Genomic DNA, 20,998 nt, shown 5'->3' with positions numbered 1-20,998 from the left:
GCAAAGCCCGAAATCGCCGCCTCACAACCCCACTCCGTAAACCTCCCCAGCCGCCGCCCGAATCGCCTCGACCATCACCGCCACTGCCGGCGAATGCAGCCGGTCGGTGCGCGTGATGATCCCGAAATCGTCCATCCGGCAATCCATCTCCAGCGGCAGCACCGTGACGATCCCGTGCCGCGCGTAGTAGTGCGCGACGTCCTCGGCGAGCACCGCGATCATGTCGCTCTGTTCGAGCAGTTGCGTGATGAACAGCAGCGCCGAGGTTTCGACGAGGTTCGCCGGCGGCGCGAGGCTCGCGCGCTGGAACACGAGCTCGAAGCGGTGGCGCAGCACGCTGCCGGCCGGCGGCACGACCCACGCGGCGCGTTGCACGTCGGCGAGCGCCAGCGGCGCGTGCGCGAGCAGCGGGTGGCCGGGCCGCACGACGGCGGCCACCGACTCGCCGGTCAACGGCTCGTAGCGCAGGCGCAGCTTGTCGTGTTCGGCGGACAGCCGGCCGAGCACGATGTCGATCTTTTCCTGCGCGAGGTGTTCGAGCAGCACGTTGCTGGTATCGATCTCGACCGACACGTGCAGGCCCGCATGCGTACCCTTTACCGCCGCCACGGCCGGCGGCACGAGCCGCAGGCCCGGCGACGTGATCGCGCCCACCGCCACGTGCCCGAGATGGCCGGCCTTCAGCGCGGCCAGTTCCTCGCGCGCCTGGTCGAGGCTGCCGAGCGCCGCGCGCGCGTGGCGGATCAGCGCGTCGCCGTACAGCGTCGGCCGCATCCCGCGCGGCAGGCGCTCGAACAGCACCGCGCCGATCGATTCCTCGAGCTCGCGCAGCAGCTTCGACGCGGCCGGCTGCGTCATGTTCAGCGCGGCCGCCGCGCGGTGAATGCTGCCTTCGTCGGCGAGCGCGACGAGCAGCAGCAACTGGCGCGTCTTCAGGCGGGCGCGGTTGCCCCACGGGCTGGCTTCGGTCATCGTACGGGTTTATATCGATATCGGAATCGATATCGTAATCGCCTAAATCGTCATTAGCCAGTTATCAAAATTCTGCCTAGACTGCGCCGGTATCCCGTCACCACAGGACTGACGATGTCGGCAACAAAACCCAGGCTGCGCTCCGCTCAATGGTTCGGCACGAACGACAAGAACGGCTTCATGTACCGAAGCTGGATGAAGAACCAGGGCATTCCCGATCACGAATTCGACGGCCGGCCGATCATCGGCATCTGCAACACGTGGTCCGAACTGACGCCATGCAACGCGCACTTCCGCAAGCTCGCCGAGCACGTGAAGCGCGGGATCTCGGAAGCAGGCGGCTTCCCGGTCGAGTTCCCGGTGTTCTCGAACGGTGAATCGAACCTGCGGCCGTCGGCGATGCTCACGCGCAATCTTGCATCGATGGACGTCGAGGAAGCGATCCGAGGCAACCCGATCGACGCGGTCGTGCTGCTCGCCGGCTGCGACAAGACGACGCCCGCGCTGCTGATGGGCGCGGCGAGCTGCGACGTGCCGGCGATCGTCGTGTCGGGCGGCCCGATGCTGAACGGCAAGCTCGAAGGCAAGAACATCGGTTCGGGCACGGCCGTGTGGCAGTTGCACGAAGCGCTGAAGGCCGGCGAGATCGACGTGCATCACTTCCTGTCGGCCGAAGCCGGCATGTCGCGCTCGGCCGGCACCTGCAACACGATGGGCACCGCGTCGACGATGGCGTGCATGGCTGAGGCGCTCGGCGTCGCGCTGCCGCACAACGCGGCGATTCCGGCCGTCGATTCGCGCCGCTACGTGCTCGCGCACATGTCGGGCATCCGGATCGTCGAGATGGCGCTCGAAGGGCTCGTGCTGTCGAAGATCCTGACGCGCGCGGCGTTCGAGAACGCGATCCGCACGAACGCGGCGATCGGCGGCTCGACCAACGCCGTGATCCACCTGAAGGCGATCGCCGGCCGCATCGGCGTGCCGCTCGAGCTGGAAGACTGGATGCGCATCGGCCGCGACACGCCGACAATCGTCGACCTGATGCCGTCGGGGCGCTTCCTGATGGAGGAGTTCTATTACGCGGGCGGGCTGCCGGCCGTGCTGCGCCGGCTCGGGGAAGGCGGGCTGCTGCCGCACCCGGACGCGCTGACGGTCAACGGCAAGTCGCTGTGGGACAACGTGCGCGAAGCGCCGAACTACGACGAAGAAGTGATCCGCCCGCTCGACCGGCCGCTGATCGAGGACGGCGGCATCCGCATCCTGCGCGGCAATCTCGCGCCGCGCGGCGCGGTGCTGAAGCCGTCGGCGGCGAGCCCCGAATTGCTCAAGCATCGCGGCCGCGCGGTGGTGTTCGAGAACCTCGACCACTACAAGGCGACGATCAACGACGAAGCGCTCGACATCGACGCGAGCTCGGTGATGGTGCTGAAGAATTGCGGGCCGCGCGGGTATCCGGGCATGGCCGAGGTCGGCAACATGGGGCTGCCGCCGAAGCTGCTGCGCCAGGGCGTGAAGGACATGGTGCGGATCTCGGATGCGCGGATGAGCGGCACCGCGTACGGCACGGTCGTGCTGCACGTCGCACCGGAAGCGGCCGCGGGCGGCCCGCTCGCGGCCGTGCGCAACGGCGACTGGATCGAGCTCGACTGCGAGGCCGGCACGCTGCATCTCGACATCACGGATGAAGAACTGCAGCGCCGCCTGTCGGACGTCGATCCGACCGCGGCGCCCGGCGTGGCCGGCCAGCTCGGCAAGGGCGGCTATGCGCGGCTGTATATCGATCACGTGCTGCAGGCCGACGAGGGGTGCGACCTCGACTTCCTGGTCGGCACGCGCGGCGCGGACGTGCCGAGCCATTCGCATTGAGCGGCGGGCGGCGCGACGTGCGCCGCCGCCGATGGCGGGCCTTCCCGGCCCGCGCTTCATGAAACCATGAACGCATGACGGCCGGCGACAACCGGGCCGAAGCAGGACGCGAACCATGACATCGAGCAGCACGCCGCGCTATCGCGGCATCTTTCCCGTCGTCCCGACGACGTTTACCGACACCGGCGAGCTCGACCTCGCGAGCCAGAAGCGCGCTGTCGACTTCATGATCGATGCGGGGTCGGACGGCCTGTGCATCCTCGCGAACTTCTCCGAGCAGTTCGCGATCACCGACGACGAACGCGACGTGCTCACGCGCACGATCCTCGAACACGTCGCCGGCCGCGTGCCGGTGATCGTCACGACGTCGCACTACGGCACGCAGGTGTGCGCGGCGCGCAGCCTGCGCGCGCAGCAGCTCGGCGCGGCGATGGTGATGGCGATGCCGCCGTATCACGGCGCGACGTTCCGCGTGCCGGAGGCGCAGATCTTCGAGTTCTATGCGCGCGTGTCGGATGCGATCGACATCCCGATCATGATCCAGGACGCGCCCGCGAGCGGCACGCCGCTGTCCGCGCCGTTCCTCGCGCGGATGGCGCGCGAGATCGAACAGGTCGCGTACTTCAAGATCGAGACGCCGGGCGCCGCGAACAAGCTGCGCGAGCTGATCCGGCTCGGCGGCGACGCGATCGAGGGGCCGTGGGACGGCGAGGAAGCGATCACGCTGCTCGCCGATCTCCATGCGGGCGCGACCGGCGCGATGACGGGCGGCGGCTTTCCGGACGGCATCCGGCCGATCCTCGAAGCGTTCCGCGAAGGCCGGCACGACGATGCGTTCGCGCATTACCAGACGTGGCTGCCGCTGATCAATCACGAGAACCGCCAGTCCGGGATCCTCACCGCGAAGGCGCTGATGCGCGCCGGCGGCGTGATCGCGTGCGAGCGGCCGCGGCATCCGATGCCGGAACTGCACCCGGACACGCGCGCGGAGCTGCTCGCGATCGCGCGCCGGCTCGATCCGCTCGTGCTGCGCTGGGCGCGCTGAGCGATTCGCGAAGGAGAGACGCACGATGAGCAATCCAATTTCGCTGGGTGTGATCGGGATCGGCAAGATCGCCCGTGACCAGCATTTGCCGGCGATCGCCGCCGAACCGGGCTTCGCGTTGACTGCCTGCGCGAGCCGTCACGCGGAAGTCAACGGCGTGCGCAATTATCCGGATCTGAACGCGCTGCTCGCCGCCGAGCCCGAGCTCGACGCCGTGTCGCTGTGCGCGCCGCCGCAGGTGCGCTACGCGCAGGCGCGCGCCGCGCTCGAGGCCGGCAAGCACGTGATGCTCGAGAAGCCGCCGGGCGCGACGCTCGGCGAAGTGGCCGCGCTGGACGCGCTGGCGCGCGAGCGCGGCCTCACGCTGTTCGCGACCTGGCATTCGCGCTGCGCGAGCGCGGTGGAACCGGCGCGTGCGTGGCTTGCGTCACGCACGATCCGCGCGGTGCAGGTTCGCTGGAAGGAAGACGTGCGGCGCTGGCATCCGGGGCAGCAGTGGATCTGGGAACCGGGCGGCCTCGGCGTGTTCGATCCGGGCATCAACGCGCTGTCGATCGTCACGCGGATCCTGCCGCGCGAGCTCGTGCTGCGCGAGGCGACGCTCATCGTGCCGAGCGACGTGCAGACGCCGATCGCGGCCGAACTCGATTGCGCGGATACCGACGGCGTGCCGGTGCGCGCGGAATTCGACTGGCGGCACGGCCCGGTCGAGCAATGGGAAATCGCGGTCGACACGGCCGACGGCGTGCTCGCGATCAGCCGCGGCGGCGCGCAATTGTCGATCGCGGGCGAGCCGGTCGAGATCGGGCCCGAACGCGAGTATCCGGCGCTGTATGCGCACTTTCGTGCGCTGATCGCGCGTGGCGAAAGCGACGTCGACGTGCGGCCGCTGCGGCTCGTCGCCGACGCCTTCCTGTTCGGCCGACGCGTGCAGACCGACGCGTTCGGCCGCTGAACCTGCGTGCGCGCACCGCCTGGGGCGCGCACGACGAACGATTGATTACGGACACACATCACGGCATCGGCCGACACAAAGGAGACACCACATGAACCGCACGACTCACACGATCCGTCGACATACCCTGCGCGCGCTGCTGGCCGCGCTGTGCATCGCGCCGCTCGGCATGCAGGGCGCCGCGCACGCCGACGCGCCGCTGAAGATCGGCTTCCTCGTGAAGATGCCCGAGCAGGCGTGGTTCATCAACGAGCAGAACGCGGCGTCCGCGCTCGGCCAGAAGGAGAACTTCTCGGTCGTGAAGATCGGCACGCCGGACGGCGAGAAGGTGCTGGCCGCGATCGACAACCTCGGTTCGCAGGGGGCGCAGGGCTTCGTGATCTGCGCGCCGGACGTGCGCCTCGGGCCGGCGATCGCGTCGCGCGCGAAGCGCTACAACATGAAGTTCGTGACCGTCGACGACCAGCTCGTCGATTCGAGCGGCAAGCCGCTGCCGAACGTGCCGCACCTCGGGATGTCGGCGACCAAGATCGGCAACCAGGTCGGCCAGGCAATCTCCGACGAAATGAAGCGGCGCGGCTGGAAGCCCGAAGAAGTCGGCGCGCTGCGGATCACCAATTACGAGTTGCCGACCGCGAAGCTGCGCACCGACGGCGCGACGCAGGCGCTGCTCGCGAACGGCTTCCGCAAGGAGAACATCTTCGACGCGCCGCAGAAGACGACCGACGACGAAGGCGGCTTCAGCGCGGCGGCACCCGTGCTCGCCCGCCATCCGAACGTGAAGAAATGGGTGATCTACGCGCTGAACGAGGAAACCGTGCTCGGCGCGGTGCGCGCGACGGAACAGCTGCACATCCCGGCGGCCGACGTGATCGGCGTCGGCATCAACGGTGCGGGCGAGGCGTTCGCTGAATTCCAGAAGAAGGAGCCGACCGGCTTCTACGGGACGATCGCGGTCAGCTCGACGAACCACGGCAAGGACAGCACGCAGAACCTCGTCGACTGGATCCGCAACGGCAAGGTGCCGCCGGCCGACACGCAGACGAGCGGCAAGCTGATGACGCGCACGAACTGGCAGGCCGTGCGCGCCGAGCTCGGCATCTGAGCGGGCGAGGCGAGAACGCGATGACGATGCAGACGATGACGGCCGCGTCCGCCGGCCACGGTGCCGAAGCGGGCACGCCGCCGAGCGGCGCGCTGCTCGCGCTCGACGGCATCACCGTGACGTTTCCGGGCGTGCGTGCGCTCGACACGGTGTCGCTGTCGGTGCGCGCGGGCGAAGTGCACGGGCTGATGGGCGAGAACGGCGCGGGGAAATCGACGCTGCTGAAGGTGCTGTCCGGCGTGAACCAGCCGCAGGCCGGCACGTTGACGCTGAACGGCACGGTGCAGCGCTTCGCGTCGACCCGCGCGGCGCTCGAGGCCGGCATCGCGATCATCTACCAGGAGCTGCATCTGGTGCCCGAACTGACGGTCGCGGAGAACCTGATGCTCGGACAATTGCCGAGCCGGGCCGGCGTGGTCGACGAGCGCGCGCTCGCCGCGCGCGCGCTCGATGCGCTGGAGCGGCTGGGCGAGCATATCGATCCGGGTATTCCGGTGAAGTATCTGTCGATCGGCCAGCGCCAGATGATCGAGATCGGCAAGGCGCTGATGCGCGACGCACGGGTGATCGCGTTCGACGAGCCGACGAGCTCGCTGTCCGCGCGCGAGACCACGCAACTGTTCCGGATCATCCGCGCGCTGCGCGCGGAAGGCCGCGCGATCATCTACGTCACGCACCGGATGGAGGAAGTGTACGAACTGTGCGACCGCGTGACCGTGTTTCGCGACGGCCGCCGCATCGACACGTTCGATTCCGTCGCCGATCTCGACCGCGACCGGCTGATCGGCTGCATGGTCGGCCGCTCGATCGAGGACGTGTACGGCTACCGGCCGCGCACGGCCGGCGACGTGCTGATCGAGGCGAAAGGGTTGACGGGGCCGGGGCTCGCCGAGCCCGTGTCGTTCACCGCGCGGCGCGGCGAGATCGTCGGCTTCTTCGGGCTCGTCGGCGCGGGCCGCTCGGAACTGATGAAGCTGCTGTACGGCGCCGCGCGCCCGAGCGCGGGGCACGTCGAGCTGAACGGCAAGCGGGTCGCGTTCGGCAGCCCGCGCGACGCGGTGCGCGCCGGCATCGCGCTGTGCCCGGAAGACCGAAAACAGGAGGGCATCGTCGCGATCGCGTCGGTGGCCGACAACCTGAACATCAGCGTGCGCCGTCATTTCAGCCCGGCGCGCGTGCTGCTCGACGGGCGGCGGGAACGCGAGCTCGCGCAGAAATACATCGAGCGCCTCGCGATCAAGACCCGCGACGGCGACACGCCGATCGGCGCGCTGTCGGGCGGCAACCAGCAGAAGGTCGTGATCGCGCGCTGGCTGGCCGAGCGCATCGACGTGTTCCTGATGGACGAGCCGACGCGCGGCATCGACGTCGGCGCGCGCGCGGAAATCTACAACCTGTTCTACGAACTCGCGGAAGCGGGCCGCACGGTGATCCTCGTGTCGAGCGATCTGGCCGAGGTGATCGGCGTGTCGGATCGCATCATCGTGATGAAGGAAGGACGGATCGCGGGCGAGGTCGACAAGGCGCACGCGACGCCCGACGCGCTGATCAAGCTCGCGCTGCCGCGCTAGCGGCGAGCAGTCAACCGGAAAGCAACTGATATGAGCCAGGCAATGCAACCCCAACGTACCTCCCCATCCCCGGATGCCGCCGCCGCGGCCACGCCCGCGCGTCCGCGTGGCGGCGTGTGGCAGCTGATCAACCGTTCCGGCATCGTGATGGTGTTTCTCGTGCTGTTCGCGGTGCTGTCGCTGACCGTGCCGGACTTTCTCACGCCGCGCAACATCCAGGGCCTGCTGCTGTCGGTCACGCTGATCGGCTCGATCGCGGTGACGATGATGTTCGTGCTCGCGTTAGGCGAGGTCGACTTGTCGGTCGCGTCGATCGTCGCGTTTTCCGGCGTCGTCGCGTCGACGCTGATCACCGCGACGCACAGCGTCGTGCTCGGCATCGCGGCCGGCGTGCTCGCCGGCGGCGCGGTCGGGCTCGTGAACGGCGTGCTGATCGCGCGCTGGCGGATCAACTCGCTGATCGTCACGCTCGCGATGATGGAAGTCGTGCGCGGCCTCGCATTCATCACGTCGAACGGCGACGCGGTGATGATCTCCGAGGAGCGCTTCTTCGATCTCGGCGGTGGGTCGTTCCTCGGCATCTCGTTTCCGATCTGGAGCAACATCGTCGGCTTCGTCGTGTTCGGCTTCCTGCTGCGCAAGACGGTGTTCGGCAAGAACGTGCTGGCCGTCGGCGGCAACGGCGAGGCCGCGCTGCTCGCGGGGCTGCCGGTGATGCGCATCAAGATCACGGTGTTCGTGCTGCAGGGGCTCGTGACCGGCTTCGCGGGCGTGATGCTCGCGTCGCGGATGAGCCTCGGCGACCCGAAAACCTCGGTCGGCCTCGAGCTCGGCGTGATCTCCGCGTGCGTGCTCGGCGGCGTGTCGCTGACGGGCGGCGTCGCGACGATCTCCGGCGTGCTGGTCGGCGTGCTGATCATGGGCTCGGTGCAGGACGCGATGAGCCTGTTGAACGTGCCGACCTTTTACCAATATCTGATACGCGGCGGAATTCTGTTGCTTGCGGTGCTGTTCGACCAGTATCGTCGCAACCAGCGGCGCGCGATGAAGATCTGATGTCGACCACGTGCGGCCGCCTGCAAATACGACGAATATCGGGAGACGGCATGCAACAGACTCATCCGGGCACGGCGGCGACGCTGCTGGCCGACAGCCGCAACACGCTCGGCGAAGGCGCGACGTGGTGCGACAGGACGCACGCGCTGTACTGGGTGGACATCGAAGGCGCGCAGCTGTGGCGCTGCCGCGCGGACGGTTCGGACCTCGTGCAATGGGCGATGCCCGAACGGCTCGCGTGCTTCGCACTGACCGACGATCCGGATGTGCTGCTCGTCGGGCTCGCGACGCATCTTGCGTTCTTCGATCTGCGCAGCGGCACGTTCACGCGGATCGTCGACGTCGAACCCGAGCTGCCGACGCGGCTGAACGACGGGCGCTGCGATCCGTTCGGCGCGTTCGTGTTCGGGATGAAGGATGAGGGGGGCGATCCGCCGCGCGCGGTCGGCGGGTTTTATCGGCTCAATGCCGATCTCACGCTGGAGCGGCTTGCGCTGCCGCCGGCCGCGATCGCGAACAGCATCGGGTTCTCGCCGGACGGCACGAAGATGTATTTCTGCGATTCGCTGGTGCGCGAGATTTTTGTGTGCGATTACCGGGCGGGCGGCGATGTCGCGAACGTGAGACCGTTCGCGCGGCTGACCGATGCCGATGGCGATCCGGACGGGTCGATCGTCGATCGCGACGGCGGGCTTTGGAACGCGCAGTGGGGCGGGCGAAGGGTGGTGCGTTATGGCGCCGACGGTGTCGAGACGGACCGCGTGGCGGTGCCGACCGCGCAGCCTAGCTGCGTGGCGATCGATGGCGAAGGCAGGCTGTATGTGACGAGTGCGCGTGTTGACCTGAGCGATGACGCGCTGGCCGGCGATGCGCACGCGGGTGGTGTGTTCGTCGCGCAGACGCGCTATGCGGGGCTGCCGACGGCGCGGTTTGCGGGCACGCGCCCGTCGGACGGCTGACCGTCGCGGCTGACCGCGCGTACCGGGCGCGTGTCGCATACAACCGGACAGAGCGACGTTTCGCGTGCTGGTAAGATGGCCCGCAATTCCATCCCGCCCGCACCATGAGTTCCACCCCGACCAAGCCCGCGAACCCGAAAACCGCTGCAAAAGCCGCCGCGAAGAACGACGCCGCCCGCGCCCCGGGCGACAAGCCGAAGCCGCGCGTGCAGCAGCGCCTGACCTACGTGATCGGCGGCCTCGACCGGCTGCTGCGCCGTCACATGACCGACGCGCTCGCACCACTCGGCATCACGCTCGCGCAATACACGGCGCTGTCGGTGCTCGAGGCGCGCGGCGCATCGTCGAACGCGCAACTGGCCGAACGCTCGTGGATCACGCCGCAATCGGCGAACGAGGTGATGAGCGTGATGGCCGCGCGCGGCTTCGTCACGCGCGAAGCCGACCCGTCGCACGGCCGCATCATCCTGCTGAAGCTGACCGACGCCGGCGCGGCGATGCTGCGTGAATGCGAAGCCGTGCTGCGCCCGCTCGAAATGCGCATGCTCGGCGACATTTCGGCCGACGCCGCCGCGCACGTTCAGCGCGCGCTCGAACTGTTCTCGCGCAACCTGCGCGGCTGATCGGCTCCGACCCTTCACGACGCGCGGCCCGGGCGGCGCGCGTCCGCTTCGCTTCCCCGCCTCCCGGCGCCTGACCGTTCCCCGATTCCTCCCCGTTTTCCCGCTTTCCGCTCCGGGTTTACACCGGCGCTCGTGCCGCTTGCAATATCAGGTAGCCTGATATTAAATGAAGTCGTCCGCAGCAGGAATGCTGCGCACCGAATCGCACAGGAACGAACGACAGGAACAGACATGAGCAAGTACGACAACCGCTGGCAGACCGTTGAACTGAAAGTGGAGGCCGGCATCGCGTGGGTGACGCTGAACCGCCCGGAGAAGCGCAACGCCATGAGCCCGACGCTGAACCGGGAGATGCTGGAAGTCCTCGACGCGGTCGAATTCGACGACGAAGCGAAGGTGCTGGTGCTGACCGGCGCGGGCGCCGCGTGGACGGCCGGCATGGATCTGAAGGAATACTTCCGCGAGATCGACGGCGGCTCCGACGCGCTGCAGGAAAAAGTGCGCCGCGACGCGTCGGAATGGCAGTGGCGCCGCCTGCGGATGTACAACAAGCCAACGATCGCGATGGTGAACGGCTGGTGTTTCGGCGGCGGATTCTCGCCGCTCGTCGCGTGCGATCTCGCGATCGCGGCCGACGAAGCGGTGTTCGGGCTGTCGGAGATCAACTGGGGCATCCCGCCGGGCAACCTCGTCAGCAAGGCGATGGCGGACACCGTCGGGCATCGCCGCGCGCTGCACTACATCATGACCGGCGACACGTTCACCGGCGCGGAAGCGGCCGAGATGGGCCTCGTGAACAGCAGCGTGCCGCTCGCCGGGCTGCGTGACGCGACGATCGCGCTCGCCGCGCGGCTGATGGACAAGAACCCGGTCGTGCTGCGCGCGGCGAAACACGGCTTCAAGCGCTCGCGCGAGCTCACGTGGGAGCAGTGCGAGGATTACCTGTATGCGAAGCTCGACCAGGCGCAGTTGCGCGACCCGGAGCGCGGCCGCGAACAGGGGCTGAAGCAGTTCCTCGACGACAAGACGATCAAGCCGGGCCTGCAGGCATACAAGCGCTGATACGGCGCGAACGCAGCCGCCGATATAACCGCGGACGTAACCGCAAGAGACAGGCAGGGCAGGAGACGACATGACCGACAGACGGATGCTGATCGGCGGCGAGTGGTGCAACGCTCGCGACGGCCGCACCTTCGACCGCTTCAACCCCGCGACGGGCGCGCTCGCATCGCGCGCACCGGCGGCCGGCCTGGCCGATGCCGACGCGGCGATCGACGCCGCGCACCGCGCGTTCCCCGCATGGGCGGCGCTCGCGCCGACCGAGCGCCGCCGGCTGCTGCTGAAGGCGGCCGACCTGATGGACGCGCGCATCGACGCGTTCGTCGCGGCGGGCGTGGCCGAAACCGGCGCGACGCCCGGCTGGATCGGCTTCAACGTGACGCTCGCGGCGAACATGCTGCGCGAGGCCGCGTCGATGACGACGCAGATCGCCGGCGACGTGATCCCGTCCGACGTACCGGGCAATCTCGCGCTCGCGATGCGCGTGCCGTGCGGCGTGGTGCTCGGCATCGCGCCGTGGAACGCGCCGGTGATCCTCGGCACGCGAGCGCTCGCAATGCCGCTCGCATGCGGCAACACGATCGTGCTGAAAGCGTCCGAGGCGTGCCCGGGCGTGCACGCGCTGATCGGCGCGGTGCTGGACGAAGCGGGGCTCGGCGCGGGCGTGGTGAACGTGATCACGCACGCGGCGGCCGACGCGCCCGAGCTCGTCGAGCGGATGATCGCGCATCCGCATGTGAAGCGGATCAACTTCACCGGATCGACGCACGTCGGCCGGATCATCGCGCGCCACGCGGCCGCGCACCTGAAACCGGTGCTGCTCGAGCTCGGCGGCAAGGCGCCGGTACTGGTGCTCGACGATGCCGATCTCGATGCGGCGGTCGACGCGATCGCATTCGGCGCATTCTTCAACCAGGGGCAGATCTGCATGTCGACGGAGCGCGTGATCGCCGCGCGGCCGATCGCCGATGCACTCGTCGAGCGGCTCGCCGCGAAGGCGCGCACGCTGGTTGCCGGCGATCCGCTGGCCGGCCATCCGCTCGGCACGATGGTCGATGCGTCGGCCGCCGCGCGCGCGGCGTCGCTGGTCGAGGATGCGCGCGCACTGGGCGCGCAATTGCCGCTCGGCTGCCGCGTGGAAGGCGCGACGATGCAGCCCGCGATCGTCGACGGCGTCACGCGCGACATGCGCCTGTATCGCGAGGAATCGTTCGCGCCGGTGGTGGCGATCCTGCGCGCGGACAGCGACGACGAAGCGGTCGAGCTCGCGAACGACAGCGAGTTCGGCTTGTCGGCGAGCGTGTTCAGCCGCGATATCGCCCGCGCGATGGCGGTCGCGCGCCGGATCGAATCGGGAATCTGCCACGTCAACGGGCCGACCGTGCACGACGAGGCGCAGATGCCGTTCGGCGGCACGAAGGCGAGCGGTTACGGCCGCTTCGGCAGCCGCGCGTCGATCGCCGAGTTCACCGAGCTGCGCTGGATCACCGTGCAGACCACGCCGCGCCACTATCCGATATGAGCGAGCCGACGATGAATGCAGAGAAGGCGCCGCTTCAGGTCGGCCAACACGCCGGCGGCGTACGCTATCGCGCGGCCGCCGTCGCGGTCGGCGCGGCCGAGATTCGCCGCGCCGACGACGGCACCTGGTACCTGCGCTCGCGCGAGCCGCTCGGCGATTACCCGACGCGCATCACCGACTGCCTCGTGCGCGGCGCGCAGGCGCACCCCGACCGCGTGCTGGCCGCGCGGCGCGGCGCCGACGGGCACTGGATCGAGATCACCTACGCGCAGATGCTCGAATGCGCGCGCGCGCTCGGCCAGGGCCTCGTCGATCTCGGGTTGTCGGCCGAGCGTCCGCTCGCGGTGCTGTCCGGCAACGATCTCGAGCATCTGCAACTGATGTTCGCGGCGATGCTGGCCGGCGTGCCGTACTCGCCGATCTCGCCCGCGTATTCGCTGGTGTCGACCGATTACGGCAAGCTGCGTCACACGCTCGGCGTGCTGAAGCCGGGCGCCGTGTTCGTCGCCGAACGCGCGTCGTTCGCGCGTGCGCTCGACGCGACGTTGCCGGCCGATGCGGTGCTGATCGTCGCGCGCGATGCCGATGCCGATGCCGATGCGGACGGAAAGGCCCGCGCGGTGCCGCTGTCGCGCCTGCTCGCCACCGTCCCGCGCACGATCGACGCGATCCACGAGGCGGTCGGCCCCGACCATCTCGCGAAGATCCTGTTCACGTCCGGCTCGACGAAGCTGCCGAAGGCCGTGCCGACCACGCACCGGATGCTGTGCAGCAACCAGCAGATGCTGCGCCAGACGATGCCCGAGCTCACGCGCGAGCCGCCGGTGCTGGTCGACTGGCTGCCGTGGAATCACACGTTCGGCGGCAGTCACAACCTCGGCATCGCGCTGTACAACGGCGGCTCGCTCTACATCGACGATGGCCGCCCGATGCCCGGCCGCTTCGACGAAACCGTGCGCAACCTGCGCGAGATCGCGCCGACGATCTACTTCAACGTGCCGAAGGGCTGGGAGGAGCTGACCGCCGCGCTCGAACGCGACGCCGAACTGCGCGACACGTTCTTCTCGCGCGTGAAGTTGTATTTCTTCGGCGGCGCGGGGCTGTCGCAGGCCGCGTGGGACCGGCTCGACCGCGTGACCGAAACGCATTGCGGCGAGCGCATCCGGATCATGGCCGGCCTCGGGATGACGGAGGCGTCGCCGTCGTGCCTGTTCACGACCGGGCCGCTGATGCGCGCGGGCTATATCGGGCTGCCCGCGCCCGGCTGCGACGCGAAGCTCGTGCCGTGCGGCGGCAAGCACGAACTGCGCTTCAAGGGGCCGAACGTGATGCGCGGCTACTGGCATGCCGATGTCGATCCGCGCGACGTGTTCGACGAAGAAGGCTACTACCGCAGCGGCGACGCGGGCGTGTTTGCCGATCCGGAGCGGCCGGAGCTCGGGCTGATGTTCGACGGACGGCTGACCGAGGATTTCAAGCTGAGCAGCGGCACGTTCGTCAGCGTCGGGCCGCTGCGCGCGAACGCGGTGTCGAGCGGCGCGCCGTACGTGCAGGACGTGGTCGTGACGGGAATCAATCGCGACGACATCGGCTTGCTGGTGTTTCCGCGCGTCGATGCATGCCGTGCGCTAGCGAGGCTCGCCGCCGATGCGTCCGTGACCGACGTGCTGCGTGCGCCGGCCGTGCGTGCGGCGTTCGCGGCGTGGCTGGCCGCGCTGAACCGGAACGCGAGCGGCGGTTCGACGTTCGTCGCGAGGATTCGGTTGATCGACACGCCGCCGTCGCTCGATCTCGGCGAAGTGACCGACAAGGGATCGCTGAACCAGGCGGCCGTGCAGAAGCATCGCGCGGCGACGATCGACGCGCTGTACGACCCGGCGCGGCGCGATCCCGACGCGATTTACGCGTGAGCAGCACGCGCGAGCAGTTACAGCGGTAAGCAGCACGCAGGCACAACGACCGGCCGGCCACGACACCGGCAGGCACTTTCGCGGCCAGTGAATCAGGCTGCCTGATAAAGGCGGACGTTCATACGACACCTCGCGCGCCGAACCGCCACTGGCCGGCGGCGGCGCGCGGCGGCCGTTGCAGGGCCGACCGACTACAAAGACATGGGAATGGAGACATGAACACTTACGTTGCCGAAAAATCCACGGTCGCGACCACGCTCGCGCTGTGTTTCGCGATCGCCCTTCTCGAAGGGCTCGACCTGCAGTCGGTCGGCGTCGCCGCGCCGCGGATGGCGCGCGAATTCGGATTGAGCGTGTCGCAGATGGGCATCGCGTTCAGCGCGGGCACCTTCGGGCTGCTGCCGGGCGCGATGCTCGGCGGGCGGCTCGCCGACCGGATCGGCCGCAAGCGCGTGCTGATCGCATCGGTCGTGCTGTTCGGACTGCTGTCGATCGCGACCGCGCAGGTCTCGACGTTCGCGATGCTCGTCGTCGTGCGCGTGCTGACCGGCATCGGCCTCGGCGGCGCGATGCCGAACCTGATCGCGCTGTCGTCCGAAGCGGTCGAGCCGCGCTCGCGCAGCAGCGCGGTCGCGACGATGTACTGCGGGATTCCGTTCGGCGGCGTGATCGCATCGCTGATCGGCGTGCTGCTCGCCGGCGACACCGAATGGCGGCACATCTTCTACGTCGGTGGGGTGGGGCCGCTGCTGCTCGTGCCGCTGCTCGTGTGGTGCCTGCCGGAATCGCGCGCGTATCTCGACGTCGCCGGCACGCAGGCCGCGCGCATCAGCGTCGCACGCACGCTGTTCGGCGACGGCCGCACGACGTCGACGGTCGCGCTGTGGGTCAGCTACTTCTGCACGCTGATCGTCCTGTACTTCCTGCTGAACTGGCTGCCGTCGCTGATGGCGTCGCGCGGGCTCGATCGCGCGCACGTCGGCCTCGTGCAGATCGCGTTCAACGTCGGCGCGGGGCTCGGCGCGCTCGGCATCGGCGCGGCGCTCGACCGGATGCGCGCATCGCGCGTGGTCGGTGGCATGTACGTCGGGATCGTGCTGTCGCTCGCCGCGCTCGCGGCCGCGCCCGGCTTCGCGTCGCTCGCGGCGGCCGCGTTCGCCGCCGGGATGTTCGTCGTCGGCGGGCAGTCGGTGCTGTACGCGCTTGCCGCGATGTACTACCCGACCGCGATGCGCGGTACCGGCGTCGGCTCCGCGGTCGCCGTCGGCCGGCTCGGCTCCGTCGTCGGGCCGCTCGCGGCCGCGACGCTGCTGGCCGCTGGCCGCAGCGCGCCGATGGTGATCGGCGCGAGCATCCCCGTCACGCTGGTCGCCGCCGTCGCCGCGCTGGTGCTGATCCGGCGGCCGCAGGCACACGACTGAATTCCGTTGCTTTCAACCCACCAGCGCCGACAGAGCGCGATATCGACACAGGTCTGGAGACATTCATCATGAAGCACACCAAAGCCTTGCTGGCAGCCGGCGCATGCGCGCTGGCCGCGACCGGCGCGCACGCCCAGTCGAGCGTGACGCTGTACGGGATCATCGACACGGGCGTCGAGTTCGTGTCGCACGCGAACGCGGCCGGCGATCACGTGGTGCGGATGCCGGGCGTGACGGGCGAACTGCCGTCGCGCTGGGGGCTGCGCGGCACCGAGGATCTCGGCGGCGGCTACCAGGCGGTGTTCACGCTCGAAAGCGGCTTCAACGTACGCGGCGGCGATCTCGGGCAGGGCGGCCGGCTGTTCGGGCGGCAGGCGTTCGTCGGGCTGAAGAGCGGCTTCGGCACGCTCGCGTTCGGCCGCCAGTACACGATGACCTATCTCGCGCTGCAGGGTGCGGACATCATCGGCCCCGACATCTACGGGCTCGGCTCGTTCGACGCATACGTGCCGAACGGCCGCGCCGACAACGCGGTGACCTACGTCGGCACGTATCGCGGCGTGACGCTCGGCGCCGCGTATTCGTTCGGCCGCGACGGCGCGGGCACCGGCAATTCGCCGGGGCAGGGCACGTGCGCGGGGCAGGTGCCCGGCGACGCGGTGCAGTGCCGCAACTGGTCGGTGATGCTCAAGTACGACAGCGCGTATTTCGGCGCGGCGGCATCGTACGAGGAACAGCGCGGCGGCACCGGCGCGGCCGCCAACTTCTTCGACGGCGTGGCGCCCGTCCCGTTCACGAGCAGCGGCGGCAAGGATGCACGCACGCACGTGAGCGCGTATGCGCAAGCGGCCGGCGCGAAGATCGGCGCGGGCTGGATCGGGCGGCGCGTATCGACCGGTTCGCCGGCCGCGCCCGGTGCGCATTCGGACCTGTTCTTCGTCGGCGCGTCGTATGCGGTGAAGCCCGATTTCATCGTCGACGGCGAAGGCTACCGGATCGTCAACACCGCGCACGACACGCGCGCGACGATGGCCACGCTGCGCGCGACTTATCTGCTCACCAAGCGCACGGCCGTCTACGCGCAGTCGTCGTATCTGTGGAACAGCGCGCATGCGCGCTACTCGGTCAGCGGCGGCGGGCCCGGCACGACGCCCGGCGCGGGGATGGGGCAGCTCGGCGCGATGGTCGGCGTGCGGCACATGTTCTGATTTACCGGCGTGACGAACCGAACGGGAGCTATCTTGAACACGAAATCTGCATTCCTCTGTATTGCGCCGCTGTCCGCCGCCGCGATGCTCGCCGGGTGCGGCGGCGACGATTCGATCGGCGCCGCGCCCACGCACCTGAGCGCCGCGACGCCGGCCGCGATGACGCAAACGTGCGACGCGCTGGCCGCGAAGCTCGCGTATGCGAACACGTCGTTCACGTCGGTGACGACCGCGGCGGCCGGCGCGCTGACGGTGGCCGGCAAGCCGGTCGCCGAGCACTGCGTGATCGCCGGCAAGATGAATCAGCGCGTGAGCGCGGTGGACGGCAACACCTATGCGATCGGCTTCGAGATGCGTCTGCCGAAAGCATGGAACGGCCGCTTCTTCTACCAGGCGAACGGCGGGCTCGACGGCAACGTCGTGACCGCGACCGGCGAGATCGGCGGCGGCGGGCCGCTGACCAATGCACTGAACCAGGGTTTCGCGGTGATCAGCTCGGATTCCGGGCACAGCGCCGCACAGAATCCGCTGTTCGGCCTCGATCCGCAGGCGCGGATCGACTACGGCTACGGCGCCGTCGATGCGCTCACGCCGATGGCGAAGCAGGTGATCCGGCTCGCGTACGGCAAGGCGCCCGATCGCAGCTATTTCGGTGGCTGCTCGAACGGCGGCCGCCACGCGATGGTCACGGCGGTGCGCAATCCGGCCGACTACGACGGCATCATCGCGGGCGACCCGGGCTTCCATCTGCCGAAGGCGGCGATCGGCGAGATGTACGGCGCGCAGCAGTTCGCGAAGATCGCGTCGGCGACGGGCTCGAACGGGTTGCCGGATATCCGCAGCGGTTTCAACGATGCGGAGCGCCAGTTCGTCGGCGCGAAGATCCTCGACAAATGCGATGCGCTCGACGGCGCGGCCGACGGGATGGTGCAGGACGTCGCCGCGTGCCAGGCGCACTTCAGCATCGATGTCGATATCCCGACCTGCGCGAACGGCACGCGCACGGGCGCCTGCCTGACGCCCGCGCAGAAAACCGCGCTGGCGAACGTGTTCGCCGGCGCGCGCAACAGCGCGGGCACGGCGCTGTACGCGAGCTTTCCGTACGATCCGGGCGTGGCCGGCAGCGGCTGGGCCGCGTGGAAGCAGTCGAATTCGATCGCGCTCGATCCGGCCGCGATGGCGTTCACGTTCATGACGCCGCCGAAAACCGCCGCGACGCTCGCGAACCTCGCCGGCTTCGCGCTCGGTTTCGACATGGACAACGACGCGCCGGCGATCTTCGCGACGAACGGCACGTACACGCAATCATCATGGTCGTTCATGACGCCGCCCGACGAGACGAACCTCGCCGCGCTGAAGGCGCGCGGCGCGAAGCTGCTCGTCTATCACGGCACGGGCGACCCGGTGTTTTCGTTCAACGACACGCGCGACTGGTACGCACAGGTCGCGCAGGCGAACGGCGGCGATGCGTCGAGCTTTGCACGCTTCTATCCGGTGCCGGGGATGAACCACTGCTCGGGCGGACCGGCGGCTGACCAGTTCGACATGCTGACCCCGCTCGTCGCATGGGTCGAGCAAGGGCAGGCGCCGGCGGCGATCGTGGCGACCGCGCGCGACGCGACGAACGCGGTGCCGAACGCGGAGGTGCCCGCATCGTGGGGCGCGGGGCGCACGCGGCCGCTGTGTCCGTATCCGCAGGTCGCGCGCTACAACGGCGCGGGCGACGTGAATTCGGCGGCGAGCTTCAGTTGTCGTTGACGTAGCCGTCGACGGGAAGCGGCCGGCGCATGCAGTCGCGCGCCGGCCGCTTCATCGTTGCGTTCACTCGCCGGCATCGACCGGCACGTCGAGCCCGACCTTCACGCGGCTCATGCTCACGAGCGTCTTGAACCGCTTCACGTTGTTGTTCGCGAAGAACAGCTCGCGCGTGAGCGCGTTGTACTGATCCATGTTGCGCACCGCGAGGATCAGCACGAAATCCCATTCCCCCGTCACGTAGTAGCACTGCTGGATCTGCGGGCAGCGCTCGAACGCGCGCTTCATCGCGTCGAGCTGGTCGATCTGCTCGCTTTCGACCTCCACGTTCACGACGATCGTCAGCGGATGATCGACCTTGTCCGGCGCGACGACGGCCGTATAGCGCTCGATCACGCCGGCTTCCGCGAGGCGCCGCAGCCGCCGGTTCACGGCGGCGGTCGACAGGTTGACGCGCGCGCCGAGCTCGGCCTGCGGCGTCTGCGCGTCGCGCTGGACTTCCATCAGCAGCTTGCGATCGAACGCATCGAGAGGGGTCGTCATGATGGCGCGTGAAGCCTCGAAAGAATGAGAAATTTTTGCGTCGACGCCGTCGATTTGGCGATTTTGTTGACCGGCGTGCGCAATATTATTTTCCCAACCGACCGCAAGCGCAACTCGCGCCTGCCCGATCCGACCCACCCGACCGCCGCCCGCGCGGTCCCGATCCGGAGCCTTCCGTCATGCTCATCGCCAACCCGCGCGCGTCGCGCACCGCCTACCCGAACGCGCTGCGCCGCGTGATGAACATCGCGTCGGCCGACGAAAGCGGTGCGTGGCTCGCGCACTGGCCGCTCGTCGGCAATGCGCGCACGCCGTTGCGTGCGCTGCCCGATCTCGCCGCGCGGCTCGGCGTCGCGAGCGTCAGCGTGAAGGACGAGTCGTGCCGTTCGCCGCTCGGCAGCTTCAAGGCGCTCGGTGCGCCGATCGCGCTGGTGCGGCTCGTGAAGCGGCTGCGGCGCACGCAGGCGCTCGATCCGCAGGGGCTTGTCACGGGCCGCTACGCGTCCGAGCTGGCCGACCTGACGGTGATCAGCGCGACCGACGGCAATCACGGCCGCGCGCTGGCCGCCGCCGCGCGCGCGATCGGCTGCGGCTGCGTGATCGTGCTGCACGCGAACGTCGACGCCGAGCGCGAACGCGCGATCTCGGCCTACGGCGCGCGGATCGTGCGCATCGCGGGGAACTACGACGAATCGGTCGTCTGCGCGGCGCAGCTCGCGCAGGCGAACGGCTGGTACGTCGTGTCGGATACGTCATACGACGGCTACGAAGCGATTCCGCGCGACGTGATGCAGGGCTACGGCGTGATCGCAGCCGAAGCCGCCGCGCAGGCGGCGGAGGACGACGGGCGGCCGTTCACGCACGTGTTCCTGCAGGGCGGCGTGGGCGGCCTCGCCGCGGGCGTCGCGAGCTACCTGTGGGAGCGCGACGGCGTGCAGCGGCCGCGCTTCGTCGTCGTCGAGCCGCGCCAGGCCGATTGCCTGTACCAGAGCGCGCTGGCCGGGCGCGCGACGAAGGCGACCGGCAGCGTCGATTCGGTGATGGCGGGGCTCGCGTGCGGCGAGGCGTCGCCGCTCGCGTGGGATTTCCTCGAGATGTGCATCGACCACTTCATGCTGATCGACGACGAAGACGCGGTGCAGGCAATGCGCGCCCTCGCGGCCGGCAGCGAACGCGACGTGCCGCTCGTCGCCGGCGAGTCGGGCGCGGCCGGCGTCGCGGGGCTGGCCGTGCTGATGCGCGACCCGGCGCGCGCGCGGCAGGTCGGACTCGATGCGAGCGCGCGCGTGCTGGCGATCAACACGGAAGGGGCGACCGCGCCGTCCGTGTACCGGCATTGCGTCGGCGAGACGGCCGACGCGGTGCTCGCGCGCCAGCGCGACTGGCTGAGCCGCGCGGCGGTGGCGGCCTGAACGACACGACGACCGA

17 protein-coding genes are annotated in these 20,998 nt (G+C 69.2%); 15 read left to right on the top strand and 2 right to left on the bottom strand.

What is annotated here, in order from left to right; translation table 11 throughout:
• Positions 1-21 precede the first annotated feature (21 nt).
• Positions 22-972 carry a LysR family transcriptional regulator gene (locus CFB52_RS28305; RefSeq protein WP_059581569.1) on the bottom strand — a complete coding sequence of 317 codons (951 nt, stop codon included), beginning with the start codon at positions 970-972 and terminating at the stop codon, positions 22-24.
• A gap of 114 nt (positions 973-1,086) precedes the next feature.
• Between CFB52_RS28305 and CFB52_RS28300 the strand changes: the two genes are divergently transcribed.
• The 14 genes from CFB52_RS28300 to CFB52_RS28235 all read left to right on the top strand — a co-directional run bounded on the left by CFB52_RS28300 (position 1,087) and on the right by CFB52_RS28235 (position 19,030).
• Positions 1,087-2,838, top strand: a complete 1,752-nt coding sequence (locus tag CFB52_RS28300; protein WP_059581572.1) for an IlvD/Edd family dehydratase — start codon at positions 1,087-1,089, stop codon at positions 2,836-2,838.
• A 115-nt stretch (positions 2,839-2,953) separates the two neighbouring features.
• Positions 2,954-3,883, top strand: coding sequence for a dihydrodipicolinate synthase family protein (locus CFB52_RS28295; protein WP_059581575.1), 930 nt, complete (start codon positions 2,954-2,956; stop codon positions 3,881-3,883).
• Positions 3,884-3,908: 25 nt separating this feature from the next.
• Entirely contained in the window at positions 3,909-4,838 is a 930-nt protein-coding gene (locus tag CFB52_RS28290; RefSeq protein ID WP_060968186.1) for a Gfo/Idh/MocA family protein, read from the top strand.
• A gap of 91 nt (positions 4,839-4,929) precedes the next feature.
• Positions 4,930-5,943, top strand: a complete 1,014-nt coding sequence (locus CFB52_RS28285) for an arabinose ABC transporter substrate-binding protein (RefSeq protein ID WP_059581581.1) — start codon at positions 4,930-4,932, stop codon at positions 5,941-5,943.
• A 20-nt stretch (positions 5,944-5,963) separates the two neighbouring features.
• Positions 5,964-7,514, top strand: coding sequence for an L-arabinose ABC transporter ATP-binding protein AraG (gene araG, locus CFB52_RS28280; protein WP_059581583.1), 1,551 nt, complete (start codon positions 5,964-5,966; stop codon positions 7,512-7,514).
• Between the two features lie 30 nt (positions 7,515-7,544).
• Positions 7,545-8,570: an L-arabinose ABC transporter permease AraH gene (araH, locus tag CFB52_RS28275; protein ID WP_059581586.1), complete on the top strand. Its 1,026-nt coding sequence runs from the start codon at positions 7,545-7,547 to the stop codon at positions 8,568-8,570.
• Positions 8,571-8,620: 50 nt separating this feature from the next.
• Positions 8,621-9,529 (top strand): SMP-30/gluconolactonase/LRE family protein, encoded by a 909-nt coding sequence (locus tag CFB52_RS28270; protein ID WP_099318081.1) that lies wholly within the window; start codon positions 8,621-8,623, stop codon positions 9,527-9,529.
• Positions 9,530-9,633: 104 nt separating this feature from the next.
• On the top strand, positions 9,634-10,152 hold the full coding sequence (locus tag CFB52_RS28265; RefSeq protein WP_099318080.1) for a MarR family winged helix-turn-helix transcriptional regulator: 519 nt from the start codon (positions 9,634-9,636) through the stop codon (positions 10,150-10,152).
• 231 nt (positions 10,153-10,383) lie between these two features.
• Entirely contained in the window at positions 10,384-11,214 is an 831-nt protein-coding gene (locus CFB52_RS28260; RefSeq protein ID WP_059581593.1) for a p-hydroxycinnamoyl CoA hydratase/lyase, read from the top strand.
• Between the two features lie 70 nt (positions 11,215-11,284).
• The gene (locus CFB52_RS28255) at positions 11,285-12,733 is read left to right on the top strand and encodes an aldehyde dehydrogenase (protein WP_099318079.1); all 1,449 of its coding nucleotides are present in this window, start codon (positions 11,285-11,287) and stop codon (positions 12,731-12,733) included.
• Complete coding sequence (locus CFB52_RS28250) at positions 12,730-14,643, top strand: feruloyl-CoA synthase (RefSeq protein ID WP_373680981.1); 1,914 nt, start codon at positions 12,730-12,732, stop codon at positions 14,641-14,643. The genes CFB52_RS28255 and CFB52_RS28250 overlap by 4 nt, the downstream gene beginning before the upstream one ends.
• A 215-nt stretch (positions 14,644-14,858) precedes the next feature.
• Positions 14,859-16,064: a 3-(3-hydroxy-phenyl)propionate transporter MhpT gene (mhpT, locus tag CFB52_RS28245; RefSeq protein WP_060317739.1), complete on the top strand. Its 1,206-nt coding sequence runs from the start codon at positions 14,859-14,861 to the stop codon at positions 16,062-16,064.
• 68 nt (positions 16,065-16,132) lie between these two features.
• Positions 16,133-17,272, top strand: coding sequence for a porin (locus CFB52_RS28240; protein WP_059644485.1), 1,140 nt, complete (start codon positions 16,133-16,135; stop codon positions 17,270-17,272).
• A 33-nt stretch (positions 17,273-17,305) separates the two neighbouring features.
• Positions 17,306-19,030, top strand: a complete 1,725-nt coding sequence (locus tag CFB52_RS28235; protein WP_099318078.1) for a tannase/feruloyl esterase family alpha/beta hydrolase — start codon at positions 17,306-17,308, stop codon at positions 19,028-19,030.
• Between the two features lie 63 nt (positions 19,031-19,093).
• Here CFB52_RS28235 and CFB52_RS28230 read toward each other — a convergent pair whose 3' ends face one another.
• Positions 19,094-19,570, bottom strand: a complete 477-nt coding sequence (locus CFB52_RS28230; RefSeq protein ID WP_059581607.1) for an Lrp/AsnC family transcriptional regulator — start codon at positions 19,568-19,570, stop codon at positions 19,094-19,096.
• 179 nt (positions 19,571-19,749) lie between these two features.
• On the opposite strand from CFB52_RS28230, the gene CFB52_RS28225 reads away from it, so the two are divergent.
• Positions 19,750-20,982, top strand: coding sequence for a diaminopropionate ammonia-lyase (locus CFB52_RS28225; RefSeq protein WP_099318077.1), 1,233 nt, complete (start codon positions 19,750-19,752; stop codon positions 20,980-20,982).
• Positions 20,983-20,998 lie beyond the last annotated feature (16 nt).

Origin of the sequence: Burkholderia sp. AU18528, from assembly GCF_002223215.2 — a bacterium.
In the GTDB taxonomy this organism is placed as follows: domain Bacteria; phylum Pseudomonadota; class Gammaproteobacteria; order Burkholderiales; family Burkholderiaceae; genus Burkholderia; species Burkholderia semiarida.
This window is presented reverse-complemented; position numbering and strand designations above follow the sequence as displayed.

Bases quoted from the DNA above. Each gene is read 5' to 3' on its own strand.
- CFB52_RS28305 (WP_059581569.1), bottom strand. From the start codon at position 972: ATGACCGAAGCCAGCCCGTGGGGCAACCGCGCCCGCCTGAAGACGCGC.
- CFB52_RS28300 (WP_059581572.1), top strand. From the start codon at position 1,087: ATGTCGGCAACAAAACCCAGGCTGCGCTCCGCTCAATGGTTCGGCACG.
- CFB52_RS28295 (WP_059581575.1), top strand. From the start codon at position 2,954: ATGACATCGAGCAGCACGCCGCGCTATCGCGGCATCTTTCCCGTCGTC.
- CFB52_RS28290 (WP_060968186.1), top strand. From the start codon at position 3,909: ATGAGCAATCCAATTTCGCTGGGTGTGATCGGGATCGGCAAGATCGCC.
- CFB52_RS28285 (WP_059581581.1), top strand. From the start codon at position 4,930: ATGAACCGCACGACTCACACGATCCGTCGACATACCCTGCGCGCGCTG.
- araG (WP_059581583.1), top strand. From the start codon at position 5,964: ATGACGATGCAGACGATGACGGCCGCGTCCGCCGGCCACGGTGCCGAA.
- araH (WP_059581586.1), top strand. From the start codon at position 7,545: ATGAGCCAGGCAATGCAACCCCAACGTACCTCCCCATCCCCGGATGCC.
- CFB52_RS28270 (WP_099318081.1), top strand. From the start codon at position 8,621: ATGCAACAGACTCATCCGGGCACGGCGGCGACGCTGCTGGCCGACAGC.
- CFB52_RS28265 (WP_099318080.1), top strand. From the start codon at position 9,634: ATGAGTTCCACCCCGACCAAGCCCGCGAACCCGAAAACCGCTGCAAAA.
- CFB52_RS28260 (WP_059581593.1), top strand. From the start codon at position 10,384: ATGAGCAAGTACGACAACCGCTGGCAGACCGTTGAACTGAAAGTGGAG.
- CFB52_RS28255 (WP_099318079.1), top strand. From the start codon at position 11,285: ATGACCGACAGACGGATGCTGATCGGCGGCGAGTGGTGCAACGCTCGC.
- CFB52_RS28250 (WP_373680981.1), top strand. From the start codon at position 12,730: ATGAGCGAGCCGACGATGAATGCAGAGAAGGCGCCGCTTCAGGTCGGC.
- mhpT (WP_060317739.1), top strand. From the start codon at position 14,859: ATGAACACTTACGTTGCCGAAAAATCCACGGTCGCGACCACGCTCGCG.
- CFB52_RS28240 (WP_059644485.1), top strand. From the start codon at position 16,133: ATGAAGCACACCAAAGCCTTGCTGGCAGCCGGCGCATGCGCGCTGGCC.
- CFB52_RS28230 (WP_059581607.1), bottom strand. From the start codon at position 19,570: ATGACGACCCCTCTCGATGCGTTCGATCGCAAGCTGCTGATGGAAGTC.
- CFB52_RS28225 (WP_099318077.1), top strand. From the start codon at position 19,750: ATGCTCATCGCCAACCCGCGCGCGTCGCGCACCGCCTACCCGAACGCG.